At 67.7% G+C, this 15,366-nt stretch carries 18 protein-coding genes and 3 tRNA genes; 18 read left to right on the forward strand and 3 right to left on the reverse strand.

Translation table 11 applies throughout. The annotated features are described in order from the left end of the window. Nucleotides 1-10 precede the first annotated feature (10 nt). The 10 genes from ABD225_RS02095 to ABD225_RS02140 all read left to right on the forward strand — a co-directional run bounded on the left by ABD225_RS02095 (nt 11) and on the right by ABD225_RS02140 (nt 6,810). Nucleotides 11-772: a YwiC-like family protein gene (locus ABD225_RS02095; protein WP_344080524.1), complete on the forward strand. Its 762-nt coding sequence runs from the start codon at nt 11-13 to the stop codon at nt 770-772. A 109-nt stretch (nt 773-881) separates the two neighbouring features. Continuing rightward, nucleotides 882-1,490, forward strand: coding sequence for a hypothetical protein (locus ABD225_RS02100; RefSeq protein ID WP_344080527.1), 609 nt, complete (start codon nt 882-884; stop codon nt 1,488-1,490). A 33-nt stretch (nt 1,491-1,523) separates the two neighbouring features. Then, on the forward strand, nt 1,524-2,876 hold the full coding sequence (locus ABD225_RS02105; protein ID WP_344080530.1) for an aspartate aminotransferase family protein: 1,353 nt from the start codon (nt 1,524-1,526) through the stop codon (nt 2,874-2,876). 64 nt (nt 2,877-2,940) lie between these two features. Continuing rightward, a tRNA-Thr gene (locus ABD225_RS02110) sits at nt 2,941-3,013 on the forward strand. 31 nt (nt 3,014-3,044) lie between these two features. After that, nucleotides 3,045-3,121: transfer RNA gene (locus tag ABD225_RS02115), tRNA-Met, on the forward strand. A gap of 106 nt (nt 3,122-3,227) precedes the next feature. Further along, nucleotides 3,228-3,398, forward strand: a complete 171-nt coding sequence (gene rpmG / locus ABD225_RS02120) for a 50S ribosomal protein L33 (RefSeq protein ID WP_048694458.1) — start codon at nt 3,228-3,230, stop codon at nt 3,396-3,398. A 140-nt stretch (nt 3,399-3,538) separates the two neighbouring features. Further along, a complete protein-coding gene (locus tag ABD225_RS02125; protein WP_344080538.1) occupies nt 3,539-3,982 on the forward strand; it encodes an FAS1-like dehydratase domain-containing protein in 444 nt (147 codons plus the stop codon). Between the two features lie 3 nt (nt 3,983-3,985). After that, a complete protein-coding gene (locus ABD225_RS02130; protein WP_344080541.1) occupies nt 3,986-4,405 on the forward strand; it encodes a MaoC/PaaZ C-terminal domain-containing protein in 420 nt (139 codons plus the stop codon). 3 nt (nt 4,406-4,408) lie between these two features. Next, nucleotides 4,409-5,497: a UDP-N-acetylmuramate dehydrogenase gene (locus ABD225_RS02135; RefSeq protein ID WP_344080544.1), complete on the forward strand. Its 1,089-nt coding sequence runs from the start codon at nt 4,409-4,411 to the stop codon at nt 5,495-5,497. A gap of 281 nt (nt 5,498-5,778) precedes the next feature. Beyond that, nucleotides 5,779-6,810 carry a hypothetical protein gene (locus ABD225_RS02140; RefSeq protein WP_344080547.1) on the forward strand — a complete coding sequence of 344 codons (1,032 nt, stop codon included), beginning with the start codon at nt 5,779-5,781 and terminating at the stop codon, nt 6,808-6,810. 105 nt (nt 6,811-6,915) lie between these two features. Here ABD225_RS02140 and ABD225_RS02145 read toward each other — a convergent pair whose 3' ends face one another. Genes ABD225_RS02145 through ABD225_RS02155 form a run of 3 tightly spaced genes read right to left on the reverse strand, consistent with a single transcriptional unit; the run spans nt 6,916 to nt 9,887 of the window. Continuing rightward, nucleotides 6,916-7,992, reverse strand: a complete 1,077-nt coding sequence (locus tag ABD225_RS02145; protein WP_344080550.1) for an adenosine deaminase — start codon at nt 7,990-7,992, stop codon at nt 6,916-6,918. A gap of 5 nt (nt 7,993-7,997) precedes the next feature. Then, a complete protein-coding gene (locus ABD225_RS02150) occupies nt 7,998-8,510 on the reverse strand; it encodes a DUF5709 domain-containing protein (RefSeq protein ID WP_344080553.1) in 513 nt (170 codons plus the stop codon). Nucleotides 8,511-8,570: 60 nt separating this feature from the next. Then, a complete protein-coding gene (locus tag ABD225_RS02155) occupies nt 8,571-9,887 on the reverse strand; it encodes an aspartate aminotransferase type Ic (protein ID WP_344080556.1) in 1,317 nt (438 codons plus the stop codon). Nucleotides 9,888-10,036: 149 nt separating this feature from the next. On the opposite strand from ABD225_RS02155, the gene ABD225_RS02160 reads away from it, so the two are divergent. The 8 genes from ABD225_RS02160 (at nt 10,037) to rplL (ending at nt 15,241) form a co-directional block, all read left to right on the forward strand. After that, nucleotides 10,037-10,109, forward strand: a tRNA-Trp gene (locus ABD225_RS02160). Between the two features lie 82 nt (nt 10,110-10,191). After that, on the forward strand, nt 10,192-10,446 hold the full coding sequence (secE, locus tag ABD225_RS02165; RefSeq protein WP_344080558.1) for a preprotein translocase subunit SecE: 255 nt from the start codon (nt 10,192-10,194) through the stop codon (nt 10,444-10,446). Nucleotides 10,447-10,508: 62 nt separating this feature from the next. Then, entirely contained in the window at nt 10,509-11,342 is an 834-nt protein-coding gene (nusG, locus tag ABD225_RS02170; protein ID WP_344080562.1) for a transcription termination/antitermination protein NusG, read from the forward strand. A 163-nt stretch (nt 11,343-11,505) separates the two neighbouring features. Continuing rightward, the gene (gene rplK, locus ABD225_RS02175) at nt 11,506-11,937 is read left to right on the forward strand and encodes a 50S ribosomal protein L11 (RefSeq protein ID WP_344080565.1); all 432 of its coding nucleotides are present in this window, start codon (nt 11,506-11,508) and stop codon (nt 11,935-11,937) included. A gap of 125 nt (nt 11,938-12,062) precedes the next feature. Next, nucleotides 12,063-12,776 (forward strand): 50S ribosomal protein L1, encoded by a 714-nt coding sequence (gene rplA, locus ABD225_RS02180; protein ID WP_344080568.1) that lies wholly within the window; start codon nt 12,063-12,065, stop codon nt 12,774-12,776. A 202-nt stretch (nt 12,777-12,978) separates the two neighbouring features. Further along, nucleotides 12,979-13,794: a hypothetical protein gene (locus tag ABD225_RS02185; RefSeq protein WP_344080570.1), complete on the forward strand. Its 816-nt coding sequence runs from the start codon at nt 12,979-12,981 to the stop codon at nt 13,792-13,794. A 348-nt stretch (nt 13,795-14,142) separates the two neighbouring features. Beyond that, nucleotides 14,143-14,775 carry a 50S ribosomal protein L10 gene (gene rplJ / locus ABD225_RS02190; RefSeq protein WP_344080572.1) on the forward strand — a complete coding sequence of 211 codons (633 nt, stop codon included), beginning with the start codon at nt 14,143-14,145 and terminating at the stop codon, nt 14,773-14,775. A gap of 73 nt (nt 14,776-14,848) precedes the next feature. Further along, nucleotides 14,849-15,241, forward strand: a complete 393-nt coding sequence (rplL, locus tag ABD225_RS02195) for a 50S ribosomal protein L7/L12 (RefSeq protein WP_344080575.1) — start codon at nt 14,849-14,851, stop codon at nt 15,239-15,241. The last annotated feature ends 125 nt before the right edge of the window (nt 15,242-15,366 follow it).

The raw sequence follows: 15,366 nt of genomic DNA on the forward strand, positions 1-15,366 counted from the left end.
AGCTGGCCGGGTGAGCACCACCGCGAGCCGGCTAGGGGGACTCGGCGCGCCGGTGCGAAGGCGTTCACCGGGGTGGGTGCCCAACCAGCACGGCGCGTGGGCGATGCTCGCCGCCCCCTTGCTCGTCGGCATCCTCGCCAGCCGCCCCGCGGCCGTGCATGCGCCGCTGACGGCGTTTTGGTTCGCCGGCTACTTCGCCTTCTTCGCCGTCGGGCTCTGGCTGAAGTCGCGCCGCAAGGCGCGCTACTTCCCGCCCGTGCGTGCGTATGCCGTCATCTCGGCCGCGCTGGGTGTGGTCTCCCTGGTGCTGGACCCGGGTCTGGCCCGGTGGGCGCCGCTCTTCCTGCTTCCGCTCGGGGTCGGGCTGGTCGCGTCCGCCACGCGCACCGAGCGCTCGCTCGTCAGTGGGCTGGCGACCGCCACCGGGTCCTGCCTCATGGCGGTTGTCGCCTACGATGCCGGCGGCGGCACCGACTGGTCACGGATGTGGATCATTGCCGCTGTGCTCGCCGCCTACTTCGGCGGCACCGTCGTCTATGTGAAAACGATGATCCGCGAACGTGATTCGCGCGCCCACTATCTGCTGTCCGTGACGTGGCACGCGCTGAGCACGCTCGCCATGCTGGTCGTCAGCTGGCCCCTCGTCGCCGTCTTTGCGCTACTCACGGCGCGCGCCGCGCTCTTCCCGCGTCGGGCCATGACCCCGAAGACGGTCGGCCTGATCGAGATCGCCGCGACCATCGCCGTCGCGCTGGGCGCGCTCGCCGCCTGAAGCAGCCATGGGCTGCCGCGGGGATGCCGGCAGCCGGACGGTGAATTCGGTTCGGCCCCCGTCAAGCGGATCTGCTGCCCAATGGGGCCGTGTCGCGCCACAATGCCGTATGACGTTGCGCTCGCGCTGGTGGCTGCCCGCGGCGGTGCTGGTCCTGACCATGATCCAGCTCGCGGTCGGCGCCTTCGCCGACCTGCCGCAGTTCGAGGGCAAAGGCTTCGGGGCCCGGCTGTGGGCCTATCCGCTGATGATGATGCTCGTCCCGGCGATCTGGTTCGCCTGGCGCAGCCGCGGGGCATCCGAGGCATCCCGGGGCGCGAGAGCCGCTGGGAGAGAGGGTATTCCGTGGCTTGCCTTCGCCCTCGTCATGCTCGGCTTCCTCGTCGACGTCACGGGCAACACCCTCGACCTCTATGACAGCGTCGTCTGGTGGGACGACGCCAACCACTTCGTCAACTGGATCTTCCTCAACGCCGGTCTTGGGCTGCTCCTCGTGCCGAGCGTCGAGAAGCGTTGGGCCCGAGTGCTGCTCGTGACCGGCATCGGCGCGATCCTCGCGATCGGGTGGGAACTGGGGGAGTGGTACACCTTCATCCGCCACGGCACCGAACTCGACACGGCATACCAGGACACCCTCGGCGACGAAGCCCTCGGGACTCTCGGCGCCTTCGTCGCGGGACTGCTCGTCATCAACCATCGCCGCCGCCCTACCTCGTGACGCGCGGCGGCGGTCCGCATACGATGAAGCACTATGGTCGACGTCGCCACAGCACCCAGCCTGCTGCCCACCCTCGACAATGCGCGCACCCTCGAACTGGACAAGAAGCACGTCCTGCACTCCTGGTCCGCGCAGAACGCCATCAACCCGCCGCCGGTCACCGAGGCCAGCGGGGTGCGGATGACCGTCGACGGCACGAGCTATATCGACTTCACCAGCCAGCTGGTCAATGTCAACATCGGCTACCAGCACCCGAAGCTGGTTGCCGCCATCCAGGAGCAGGCGGGCCGGCTGATGACCGTCTCCCCGGCGATGGCCAACGACATGCGCTCCGAGGCCGCCCGCGTCATCGCCGAGGTCGCTCCCGACGGCATGAACATGGTCTTCTTCACCAACGGCGGGGCGGAGGCCAACGAGAACGCGATCCGCATGGCGCGCCTGCACACCGGCCGGCACAAGGTGCTTGCGGCCTACCGCAGCTACCACGGCGCCACCCACGGGGCCATCACCCTGACCGGTGAGCCGCGCCGCTTCGGCTCCGAACCCGGCATACCCGGGGTCGTGCACTTCTTCGGCCCCTACCTCTATCGCAGCCCCTTCCACGCCGCCACCGAGGCGGAGGAAGGCGATCGGGCGCTGCAGCATCTGCGCGAGGTCATGGTCGCCGAGGGGACGGACAAGATCGCCGCGATCATCCTCGAGACCATCGTCGGCACCAACGGCATCCTCATGCCCCCCGACGGCTACCTGCGCGGCGTGCGCGAGCTGTGCGACGAGTTCGGCATCCTGCTCATCGCCGATGAGGTGATGGCCGGGTTCGCGCGGACCGGCGAGTGGTTCGCCATCAACCACTGGGACGTCGTTCCCGACCTGATCTCCTTCGCCAAGGGGGTCAATTCCGGGTATGTCCCGCTCGGCGGGGTCATCCTGTCCGATGCGGTCGCTGGGTCGTTCATGGACACGGCATACCCGGGCGGTCTGACCTACTCCGGGCATCCGCTGGCCTGCGCCTCCGCGGTCGCGTCCGTCTCGATCATGAAGGAGGAGGCGATCGTCGAGCACGCCCGGGACCTGGGGGAGCGGGTCATCGGGCCGAAGCTGCGCGAGCTGGCGCAGGCCCACCGCAGCGTCGGCGAGGTGCGCGGCATCGGCGTCTTCTGGGCGCTCGAACTGGTCACCGACCCCGACGCCCGCACGCCCCTGACCGCCGACCAGATGAACCAGGTCGCCGCAGCGTGCAAGGGCGCCGGCATGTGGCCGTTCATCGCCGGCAACCGGGTGCACATCGTGCCGCCGTGCGTGATCACCGAGGAGGAGTTCGCCGAGGGCGTGCGTGCGCTCGCGGCCGGGCTGGCCGTGGCCGACGGGTTCGTCGCCGGGTCCTGACCTGCGTTTTGGTCGCAGGCCGCTGCACCGTGTAATCTCTCCCAGGCGCCTTGCGAGGCGCCAGGCCTCCTTAGCTCAGTCGGCAGAGCGTTTCCATGGTAAGGAAAAGGTCGTCGGTTCGATTCCGACAGGGGGCTCAGGTGCCGCCCGTATGCGGTGCGCGCCCTTGGCGGGGTAGCTCAGCTGGTTAGAGCGCACGACTCATAATCGTGAGGTCGCGGGATCGAGCCCCGCTCCCGCTACCACCCGAGGATTTCGCGGGAATGCGAAGCCTCGGTATTCTGTTGTGTCGGTGTCCTGCGACCCGATCGCAGGCTGAATCCGTCCGTACCCCTAGAAGCAGGTTGCTCCGTGGCTAAGAAGACTGCCGACATCCGCCCCAAGATCACCTTGGCGTGCACTGAGTGCAAGGAGCGCAACTACATCACCGAGAAGAACCGCCGCAACACCCCTGACCGGGTCGAGCTGGCCAAGTTCTGCCCGCGTTGCCGCAAGCACACTCCGCACCGCGAGACCCGCTGACCCGCGAGTCGCGCCGAGACAGCGCCCCTAGCCCGCCCGGGCCCGGGGCGCTTCGTCGTTTCTGGCTCGGCTCACGCCTGGGCCATTCCACTGCGATCTGACCCATCCGAAGTGGCACCGCGGAACCGTAGAGTGATCCCATGCCAGTGAACGAGGACTATGTCGGGCGCAGCTTCGACCCCGTGGGCCCGTATGCCGTGGATGCGGCGATGATCGCCGACTTCGCCGCGGCTATCGGTGCCACCGACCCGGTGCACACCGACCCCGAAGCCGCCCGCGCGGCCGGCTACCGCGATGTCATCGCGCCCCCCACCCTCGCGGTGCGCTTCGACCAACTGGCCTCTCGGGCATACGTGCAGGATCCTGAGGCGGGCATCGACTACTCCCGTGTCGTGCACGGCGAGCAGAAATTCCACCACCACCGCCCGATCACGGCCGGTGATCAGATCACCGCGCAGACCACGGTCGACAGCATTCGGATGGCCGGTGGGCATGCCATGATCACCGTCCGCAGTGAGCTGAGCGCCGATGCCGAGCCGGTGGCCACGACGACCTCGACCATCGTGGTCCGGGGAGGGGAGTAGTCCATGGCCCGCACCTTCGACGAGGTCAGCGTCGGCGACACGCTCGGTCCAGTGACGATCCCGGTGACCCGGGCCGCGCTCGTGGCCTATGCCGGGGCCTCGCTTGATCAAAACCCGATCCACCAGGATGAGGATTTCGCCAAGTCCGTCGGACTGCCCGATGTCATTGCGCACGGCATGTGGACCATGGGCGCTGCCGGAACGGTCGTCGCTGATTGGGCCGGCGACGCCGGGCGGGTGCTCGACTATGGCACTCGCTTCACAAGCATGGTCGTGGTGCCGCGCGACGGCGCCGAGCTCGAGGTCTCCGGCGTCGTGAAGTCGGTAGATGCGGACGCCAAGCGCGCCACGGTCGAGCTGACGGCGACCAATGGCGGGGCGAAGGTCCTCGGCCGCGCGCTGGCCGTGGTCCAGCTCGACTGATTCATGGTCGAAGAATTCGGGGCCGCGCTCGCGCCCCTGACCACCATGCGTGTCGGTGGCCCGGCCCAGCGCCTGGTCACGGTCACCACGACGGACGAACTCGTCGACGCCGTCCGCGAGGTCGACGATGCGGGGGAGCCCGTGCTGATCGTCGGTGGCGGCTCCAATCTCGTCGTCTCCGATGCCGGCTTCCCCGGCACGGTTATCCGGGTTGCCACCACCGGCGTGACCCGGGAGTCGCAGGACGCGTGCGGTGGCGCCTTCGTGCGGGTGGCTGCGGGGGAGGTCTGGGATGGTGTGGTGGACCAGGCCGTCGCCCAGGGCTGGTCGGGGATCGAGGCGCTCTCCGGCATTCCTGGAAGCGCGGGCGCGACCCCTGTCCAGAATGTCGGGGCCTACGGCCAAGAGGTGGCCCAGACCATCGCCCAGGTGCGCACCTGGGACCGCGAGACGCAGTCGGTGCGCACCTTTGCCGCGGCCGATTGTGCTTTCGCTTATCGGCACAGTCTCTTCAAATCCACGACGCGCTATGTCGTGCTGGATGTCGCCTTCCAACTCCCCCTCGCCGACCTCTCCCAGCCGATTGCGTATGCCGATCTGGCCGCCGGCCTCGACGTCGAGTTGGGCGCCCGCGTGCCGCTCGCCGACGCGCGCGAGGCCGTGCTGGCGCAACGCCGCAAGCGCGGGATGGTGCTGGACGCCGCCGATCACGACACGTGGAGTTGTGGCTCCTTCTTCACCAACCCCCTGCTGTCTGAATCCGCCTTCGCCCGCCTGGTCGAGCGGGTGGCCGAGCGGCTCGGACCCGAAGTCACCCCGCCGCGGTATGCCGGGGACGGCGGCAGTGTCAAGACTTCTGCGGCCTGGCTGATCGACAAGGCCGGCTTCACCAAGGGGTATGGCGCGGCGCGTGAAGCCGGCCTGTCCGGCCGGGCCTGCCTCTCGACCAAGCACACCTTGGCGGTGACCAACCGCGGCACGGCCACAGCCGCCGACATCTTGGCCCTCGCCCGCGCCGTCCGCGACGGCGTCCGCGCCGCCTTCGGTGTCGTCCTGGTCAATGAGCCGGTCCTGATCGGCCACGACCTCTAGGACGCGTTAGGTCCCCAGGCCTCGTTCTTGAGATGGGGCGCAGTTTCTTGGCACTGGGCAGCGCTACACGTCGGCCCGAAGTCCAGGAGTATGCCTGAGCGTCGCACGTGCGCCCGATTCGGGTCCTGGGGTAGCGGGGCAGGAACCGGGGAGCAGTTGCTGTGCCAAAGCGGAGAAGTGCGCCCGAACTTGAGAACTCCACCCCTGCGTGACTCCCAGGTTATCCACAGGCGGGTCTCTCCGCCCGTGCGTGATCACCAAAAACGAGGCAGGCTCCGGAGATGACACGATCCGAGGCCTACCCCGGGCATCCGGCAGGGATAGGGGAGGGCGTGGCGTTCGACCCCAGTGTCCTTCGGCTCGGCGGGGACTTGCGACGTCGGGGTGTCGAGCCGCTGTCCTCCCAGTGGCACCGGGTGCGGCGCGGGATCTTCGTGCCCGAGACGGATTGGGCACGGATGAGCCCCACTCATCGCCATGCGGCCTTCGTCCACGGCGCGGCCCTTTGCAGCGAACACGGGCGTATGGTTTTCGCGCGCACCGCGTCGGCAGCGGTCCACGGGCTGCCCCGCGTGAGTGCCTGGCCGGAGATCGTGCCCATCTTGGTCGATGCCGGGCGACCAGTGGACCGTGAGAAGCTGGTCGAGGCGGACGACATGGCCGTCCCACCCAGGGCGAAAACCCGAGCGCGCGGCAGCGGCCCAGTGCTCCGGCGGGTTGCCGGCATGTGTGAGAACCCAGTGGTCTTGAATGGGGTGGCCGTGACTCCCGTCGCTCGCACCATCGTTGACCTCGCGCGTTATGACTCGCTGGAGAACGCCATGGCAGCCGCCGACTTCGCACTGCGCCTCGCGATGTGCACCACCGAGGACTTGATGGCCGAGGTGGCGGTCATACCGAAGCATGGACATGGGCGACCTGCTGCCCGGCTGGTTGCTGACCTTGCCGACAGCCGATCCGGCTCGCTCGGTGAGAGTTTGTCGCGGGTCCAACTGTTCCGGCTCAATCTGCCGCGCCCCGTGCTGCAGCAGGAGTTTCGCGATGAGCGAGGCCGCATCGGTTATACCGACTTCGCGTGGCCGGGCCTGGTTGGTGAGTTCGACGGTCGGATGAAGTACCGCACGGAGTTCGCCGCTGACCCAGAACAGGTGCAGGACATCTTATGGCGCGAGAAGCAGCGTGAGGATCGACTGCGACGACAGGTGGACGTCGCTCGGTGGACCTGGGCGGTTGCGCTCGACACGGTCAAGCTGGGCAAGCTGCTTGCTGCGCACGGACTGCGTCCACTGGCACGCAGCGACTGGCTCCGTTGACGCCACCACCGGGCCCAGCTCGTGGGTTGGGGTGCAGTTCTCGGGACCGGGCACAGCTATAGAACTGCCCGAGCCACACAACTATGCTCGGACCTGATACAGGCGTCAGGCGGGCGGCGGGGCAGCGAGCCAGGCGTCGATCTCGGCCAGGATTGCGGCGACGACGGCCTCCGGGGCAGTGGAGACGCGGATCGAAGCGCGGGCCAGCTCGGCCAACTCGGGATCAGAGAAGCCGAGGTCGTCGCGCGCAATCTCGTATTGCGCCACCAGTCGCGAGCCGAAGAGCAGAGGGTCGTCGGCACCCAGGGCGAGAGGTATGCCGGCGGCGGCCAGCGCGCGCAGCGGCACCTGGTCGGCCCGCTCGAAGACGCCGAGGGCGACATTGCTGCCCGGGCACACCTCCAGGGCCACCCCGTCATTGGCCAGCCGGTCGAGCACCCGCGGATCCTCCGGTGCCCGCACGCCATGGCCGATGCGGTCCGGGCGCAGGGCATCGAGGGTTTCCTCGATCGACGCCGGCCCCAGCAACTCGCCCGCATGCGGCATCAGCGACAGGCCTGCCCGCCGGGCGATATCGAAGGCGACGTCAAACTCACGCGTATCCCCGCGGCGCTCGTCATTGCTCAGGCCGAAGCCGACGACCGCGCCGGGGCCAGACCCGGCATACCGGGCCGCCAGCCGCGCCAGGGTGCGCGCGTCGAGAGGGTTCCGGATCCGGCTCGCCGCCACCAGCACCGCGACCCCGATCCCGAGTTCGCGCGAGGCGGCTCCCGCCTCATCGAGCACGATCTCCAAGGCCGGGGTCAGCCCCCCGACAAAGGGTGCGTAGGACGTGGGGTCGACCTGGATTTCCAGCCACCGGGAACCCTCGGCCGCGTCATCGAGCGCCGCCTCGCGCACCAGTCGCCGCATGTCAGCCTCGCCGCGCACGCACGCGCGGGCGGCGTCATACAGCCGCTGGAACCGGAACCAGCCGCGCTCGTCCTGGACGCTCGCGAGCCGCGGCGGCCACTGGCCCACCAGCGCCTCCGGCAGCCGTAAACCGTGCCCCGCAGCCAACTCCACAAGCGTCGGCAGCCGCAGTGAGCCCGTGAAATGCAGATGCAGATGCGCCTTCGGTAGGCTGGCCAGCGGCCGGCGCCCCGGCGGCGTCGAGGGCGCGCCCCACGCCGCGGTCGTCACCTCGCTCAGTCGTCGTACCTGACGTCGTCGCCGTCGATGATGTGCATCGCGGCTTCCTCTGCGGACGCGCCGGCCCCGTCGATACCCACATCAAAGCCGACCAGCTCGTGGTCGTGATCCTCGGCCAATCCCTGATCGGTCGCGACCAAGCGACCCGCGCGTCGATCGCCGACCTCGTCATCGCCGATCCAATCATCCTCGGCCGCAATGGAATCCGGGTCATCGCCGCCGACTCGCTCCTCATCGAGGATCGATTCGTGCCAGGGCGCGCCATAGGCCGTATTCGGGTCCGGAACCTCCTGGGCGATGCGCTGGTCGATGCTCTCGTGGCCGGCCTGCTCGTGCGCCGTGACGCCGAAGGAACGCGATCCGCGGTCGGTGTCGGCGGGGGAGTAGCCGCGATCCAGCACGTCCTCGACCCCGTCGTCGATCAGGGTGTCCTCGGGCTGCAGTTGGTCCTCGTCATCGAGGCTGTAGGTCCCGAAATCGTCGTTGATTCCCTCGTTCTGCTCCGACATGACCCGATCCTAGGACGTTCTGCCGCTCCCGCCGTATGCAGCGCGACACACCAACGGTGCCTACTCCCCTTCGGGCGTGCTCGCCGTCGCGACATGGCGCCCGGCGAGCTTTTCGGCGGCGGCCAAGCTGACGCAGGTGGCCACGCCGGCCATGGCGGCCTCCACCTCCGAGAGCACCGGGAAGGATGGCGCGAGCCGGATATTGCGGTCGTCCGGGTCGTCGCCATAGGGGAAGGACGCCCCCGCCGGCGTGAGCGCGATCCCGGCTGCCTTCGCCAAGGCGACAACCCGAGACGCGGTGCCATCCATGACATCCAAGGACACGAAATAGCCGCCGGTCGGCCGCGTCCAGTGGGCGATTCCCAGCCCGTCCAACTCGCGCGCCAGGGCCACGTCAACCGCCGCGAACTTCGGCGCGAGGATCTCGCGGTGCTTGACCATGTGGTCGCGCACGCCCTGCGCCGAGCCGAAGAATTGCACATGCCGCAGCTGGTTGACCTTGTCCGGCCCGATCGAGGCGAACTGATAGTGCTTGAGGTACCACGCCACGTTGTCGGTCGACGCCGCCAGCACCGCCACACCCGCCCCGGCATAGGTGATCTTCGACGTCGAGGCGAACATGATCGGCCGGTTGGGATTCCCCGCGGCCGAGCACAGCGAAATGATGTCCTCGGTCTTGGACTCTTCCTCCGTCAGGTGGTGGAAGGCATAGGCGTTGTCCCAAAAGATCTTGAAGTCCGGCGCCGCCGTCGGCATCGCCGCCAGCCGCGCGGCCTTCTCGTGCGAGATCGTCGAGCCGGCCGGATTGGCGTAGGTCGGCACGATCCACATGCCCTTGATGCTCGGATCGTCCTTGACCAGCGCCTCGATCGCCGCGACATCCGGCCCGTCGGCTTCCATCGGCACCGTCACTATGTCGATGCCATAGGAGGCGAGCATCGTGAAATGCCGGTCATAGCCGGGCACCGGGCAGACGAAACGGACATCCTGGCCACGCCACGGCATGCCGTCGACCGGCCCGTGCAGCAACATCTGCACGAGCGAGTCGTGCATCATCGTGAGGCTGGAATTGCCGCCCGCGACCACCTGCTCCGGCTCGACCCACAGCAATTCGGCGAAGATCTCGCGTAGTTCGCGCAGGCCGGTCAGCCCGCCATAGTTGCGCACGTCCACGCCGTCGCCATCGGTATGCCCGGTCGGCAGCGCCAGCAGCCCGTCCGCGAGGTCAAGTTGCTCGCCCGACGGCTTGCCGCGCGTCAGGTCCAGCTTCAGCCCTCGCGCAACGAGGGCGTCGTATGCCGCCCGCTTGCCCGCGGTGAACTCCGCGAGTTGGTCGGGGGTCAGGTCGGTCAGGGGCTGCTGGGGCGCTGCGCTCACGCGCCCCATCCTTCCACTGCGCCGGGTTATCGGTTTCGTCCGCCCGGGATTCGTCCCGTATGCTGGTGGATCGGTGCCGGAGGGGCCGTGCGTGAGCATGCCCGACGGTGTCGACCTGGGAACACACGACTCAACCCGTGCGTTGCCGTAGGGCAGTGGCTCAATTGGTAGAGCACCGGTCTCCAAAACCGGCGGTTGGGGGTTCGAGTCCCTCCTGCCCTGCGTATGAGGTGAACCGAACGCCTGATCGCGCCAGCCGTGATCGAGCGCCCCGTACAGATCCCATGGAAAGAAGCCTGTGACCGTGACCGACCTCGGCGCCCCCACGCGCAGCTCGAGCCAGCCCGCCAAGGGCGCGCCCAAGCCTGGTCTGATCGCTCGCATTCGTCTGTTCATCAAGCAGGTCCTAGACGAACTGCGCAAGGTGGTTCGACCCACCCGCGCGGAGTTGATCAACTACACGCTTGTGGTGATCGTCTTCGTCTCGATCATGATGCTGCTGACCGGAGTCTTGGACTTCTCGTTCACCAAGCTCGTCGACTGGGTCTACGGCGGCTGACCGGTACGAATCCGGCCACCCAGCCCGACCCGCATACCCGAAGAAACGTGAGGAACCCCGCCATGTCGCAGGAGTGGAGCGCCGACGCGCAGGAGTCCGAGGAGCCCACCGAGGCTCTGGTGTCCGAGACGCTGGTCGAGGACGCCGCGCCCGAGGCCACGGACGACGCCACTGACGGTGCCGAGCAGACGTCGGCGGACGCCGAGGTTGAGGTCGCCGACGATGCGGCGATCGGCGACGACACCCAGGCCAGCGACGCCTCCGCGGACGACGAGCTGCCCGCCGACCCGGTCCAGGCGTTCAAGGACGACCTCGCCACCAAGTTCGGCGACTGGTATGTCATCCACTCCTATGCCGGGTACGAAAACCGCGTCAAGCACAACCTCGAGACCCGCATGACCTCCCTCAACATGGAGGACTACATCTTCGAGGTGCAGGTCCCCATGGAGACCGTCACCGAGATCAAGAACGGCCAGAAGAAGCAGGTCAACCGCGTGCGGATGCCCGGCTACGTCCTGGTCCGCATGGAACTCACCGATGAGTCGTGGGGCGCCGTGCGCCACACCCCCGGCGTCACCGGCTTCGTCGGCAACGCGCACGCCCCCGTGCCGCTGAGCCTCGATGAGGTCTTCTCGATGCTCAAGCCCGCCGACCTCGAGGCCCCCAAGGCCGCGACCGGTGGCGGCGGCTCCGCGGCAGCGGGCACCTCGGGCGGCGCGACCATCGTCGACTTCGAGATCGGCGAGTCCGTCACGGTCATGGACGGCCCCTTCGAGACCATGCCGGCCACGATCTCCGAGATCAACACCGACACCCAGAAGCTGAAGGTGCTTGTCTCGATCTTCGGCCGCGAAACCCCCGTCGAACTCGGCTTCAGCCAGGTCGCCAAGCTCTAACCCCACGGGGGCTTCGCCCCCGTGTACCCCCAAGGGCGTCGCGCTCGCTGCGCTCGCACAAATTTCATATTTCGCCCGAACCAGGCTCGCAAGCTCGCGGTTCGGGCGATGCAACCGGGTCATCGCCCATGGCGTCGGCCCACGAACAAAGGAATAACGGCATATGCCTCCCAAGAAGAAGGTCTCCGGCTTCATCAAGCTGCAGATCCAGGCCGGTGCGGCCACCCCGGCGCCGCCGGTCGGCCCCGCGCTCGGTCAGCACGGCGTCAACATCATGGAGTTCGTCAAGGCCTACAACGCCGCGACGGAAGCCCAGCGCGGGAATGTCATTCCCGTCGAGATCACGGTCTACGAAGACCGCTCGTTCACGTTCGTCACCAAGACCCCGCCGGCCGCCGAGCTGATCAAGAAGGCTGCGGGCGTCGCCAAGGGCTCCGGCGAGCCGCACAAGACCAAGGTCGCCAAGCTGACCAAGGACCAGGTGCGCGAGATCGCCGAGCAGAAGATGGAAGATCTCAACGCCAATGACGTCGAGATGGCCATGCGGATCATCGCCGGCACCGCCCGCTCGATGGGCATCACCACCGAGCTCTGAGCTCACCGAAGCAAACGGCATACGACCACCAGGGCTGTATGCCGTGTGGGAGGGGCGCTGCGCCCCGTCACCACACCTCCACCCGGCTCCCCTGCGGAAGCCGTTCCTCACCAAGGAGATTCACAATGCAGCGAAGCAAGGCCTACAAGGCGTCCGCGGAGAAGGTCGACCGCGACAAGCTCTACACCCCGCTGGACGCGGTTCGGCTGGCCAAGGAGACCTCGACCACGAAGTATGACGCGACCGTTGAGGTCGCGCTCCGCCTCGGCATCGACCCCCGCAAGGCCGACCAGCTCGTCCGCGGCACCGTCAACCTGCCCAATGGCACCGGCAAGACCGCCCGCGTCCTCGTCTTCGCCAATGGCGACAAGGCCGAGGCCGCTCGCGCGGCGGGCGCCGACCACGTCGGCTCCGACGAGCTGATCGACAAGGTGGCCGGCGGCTGGCTCGACTTCGACTCCGTCGTCGCGACCCCGGACCTGATGGGCAAGGTCGGCCGACTCGGCAAGGTGCTCGGCCCCCGCGGCTTGATGCCGAACCCGAAGACCGGCACCGTCACGATGGACACCGCCAAGGCGGTCACCGACATCAAGGGCGGCAAGATCGAGTTCCGCAACGACAAGCACGCCAACCTGCACTTCATCATCGGCAAGACCAGCTTCGATGAGAAGGCGCTCATCGAGAACTACGCTGCCGCGCTCGATGAGGTGCTCCGTCTCAAGCCGTCCGCCTCCAAGGGCCGATTCCTGCTCAAGGCAACGGTTTCCACGACGATGGGCCCGGGCATCCCGGTCGATGTGACCAAGACCCGCAACCTGCTTGAGGACGACGAGGCCTGAGTTTCGGCTCACCTCGCAACGGGCGGGTGGGGATCAAGTGATCCCACCCGCCCGCTGCCATTTCCGGCTGGCGAGGGGAACCGGGGGAGGTGAGGGGGCGTCATACGACCTGAGCCGGAGCGCGCACCTCCCGCGCGTTAGGCTCGTACAGCGCAATCACCGCCGGCTGGCGCCGGCTGCTATCGATACGAGGGGAATCACCATGACGTTCAAGCGCACTTCCGCGTTTGCCGCGGCGCTGGCCGCGACCGCCTTGACCGTGTCCGCCTGCGGGGGCGGCACGACCACCGACACCACGACGACCAGCTCGACGACCAGCACCGCGTCCGGCGCGGCGAGCAGCACCACGAGCGAGTCGCCGTCGAGCAGCTCGACCACCGAGGACACCGGGTCCTCTTCCGGTCTCGGCGACGCCAAGGTCGGCGACTCCGTCGACGCAGTCGAACTCGGCAACGCGATGGCCGAAGTCTTCAAGGATGGCAAATCCGGCCATATGACGATGGACATGGGCGGCGGCATCAAGGCCGAGGGCGACTTCGTCATCAAGGGTGGCAAGCAGAACACCCAAATGACCATGGAGATGGCCGGCCAGAAGATGGAGATGATTTCCATCGGTGAAACGACCTATATGAAGGGTCTAGTCGGCGACAAGTGGGTCAAGACCGACGGCACGACCGGCGGCGCCGATGGCACGCCGCAACTCAACACCTTCGACCCCAAGACGATGGCCAAGGCTTTCGAAGGGATCAAGGCCAAGGTGACCGACAAGAGCGGCGACACCACGACCTACAGCCTCGAGCTGAGCCTGAAGAAGATGTTCGACGCCATGGGCACGGATATGCCGACCGGCGTCACCCTGCCCGACTCCATCCCCGTGACCTACACCCTGGACGGCGAGAACCGCCCGGTGAAGTCGACGATCAACATGGGCATGAATATCGTCATCGAGTACTCCGACTGGGGCAAGAAGGTCAACATCTCTGCCCCGCCGGCCGCGCAAGTCACCACCATGGGCTGATCCCTCTGGGTGGGCGTCCACTCCGAGCTAACCACTGGCCTACCGCCTGGTTCCGGTCGTGATCGCGACCGAAACCAGGCGGTAGGTGCGTAGATAGGGTCCGCGATTTGGTGGCCGACGGTGGGCCCCCGTATCCTGGTCAACGACCAATGACCGCCGGTTGTCACTCGGCTCCTGTCGAGCGACCGAAGGTTCCGCCGCGAGCGGACGACCAGCGCAGGCCGCGTTCGACCGCTCGTTGTGCCCCTTCATGGGTATGCCGTCCGCCTCGCCCCGCGCCCTGCGCCGGGGCGTTTTCTCGTATCGGGCCCGGATGCCGGAGGTCGCACACGACGGAAGGAGGCCTCCATGGCGAAGACCGACAAGTCGGCAGCCATCGCCGAGCTCGCGGATGCGTTCCGTGGCTCGAATGCGGCCGTTCTCACGGAGTATCGCGGTCTGACCGTGAAGCAGCTCACCGAGTTGCGCACCAAGCTCCGTGGCAACGCCACCTACGCCGTGGTCAAGAACACGCTCACCGATCTGGCCGCCAAGGAAGCCGGGGTGACCGCTTTCGAGGGTCAGCTCGTCGGCCCCAGCGCCATCGTCTTCGTCGACGGTGACCCCGTCGATGTCGCCAAGTCGCTGCGTGACTTTGCCAAGGCCAACCCTCTGCTGGTTGTCAAGGGTGGTGTCCTCGACGGACGCGCCCTGACCGCCGATGAGGTCAAGAAGCTCGCCGACCTGGAGTCGCGTGAGGTTCTGCTCGCCAAGCTTGCCGGGGCCATGAATGCCTCGCTGAGCAAGGCTGTTTACCTCTTCGCCGCGCCCTTGTCGCAGGCCGCTCGCACCGTCGATGCCCTGCGCGCCAAGGTCGAGACGGAGGGCCCGGCCGCTGCTGCGGCTCCCCAGGACACGGTCGAAGCGCCCCAGGACTCCGCTCCCGCGGACGTTCAGGACGCCCCGGCCGAGGACGTCGCCACGGGTGGCGACACCGCCTGAGCCGCACCCGCGGACCAGGCACACCCCATACGCCACTCACGGCATACAGACATAACGAGAAAGGACGCCCATCATGGCGAAGCTCAGCACCGACGAGCTCCTTGAGGCCTTCAAGGAGATGACCCTGATCGAGCTCTCCGAGTTCGTCAAGCAGTTCGAGGACACCTTCGGTGTCACCGCGGCCGCCCCCGTTGCGGTTGGCGTGGCCCCGGCCGCCGCCGGCGGCGCCGGTGACGCTGCCGAGGCCGAGGAGCAGGATGAGTTCGATGTCATCCTCACCGGCGCCGGTGACAAGAAGATCCAGGTCATCAAGGAGGTCCGCGCGCTGACCTCCCTCGGCCTGAAGGAGGCCAAGGACCTCGTCGACGGCGCTCCCAAGCCCGTCCTCGAGAAGGTCGACAAGGCCACCGCCGAGAAGGCCAAGGAGCAGCTCGAGGGCGCCGGCGCGACCGTCGAACTGAAGTGAATTAGAGGCTTGGTTCGCCAGGCCTGCTGATCCGAAAAGCCCCTCCTCCGCATACGAGAAAATCGTTGCGGGGGAGGGGCTTTCGTATGCCGTGCCGCACCTCCCCGGGTGGCCCGAGTCCGCCG

The sequence above is a fragment of the Nostocoides veronense genome (assembly GCF_039531185.1).
Taxonomy (GTDB): Bacteria; Actinomycetota; Actinomycetes; order Actinomycetales; family Dermatophilaceae; genus Nostocoides_A; species Nostocoides_A veronense.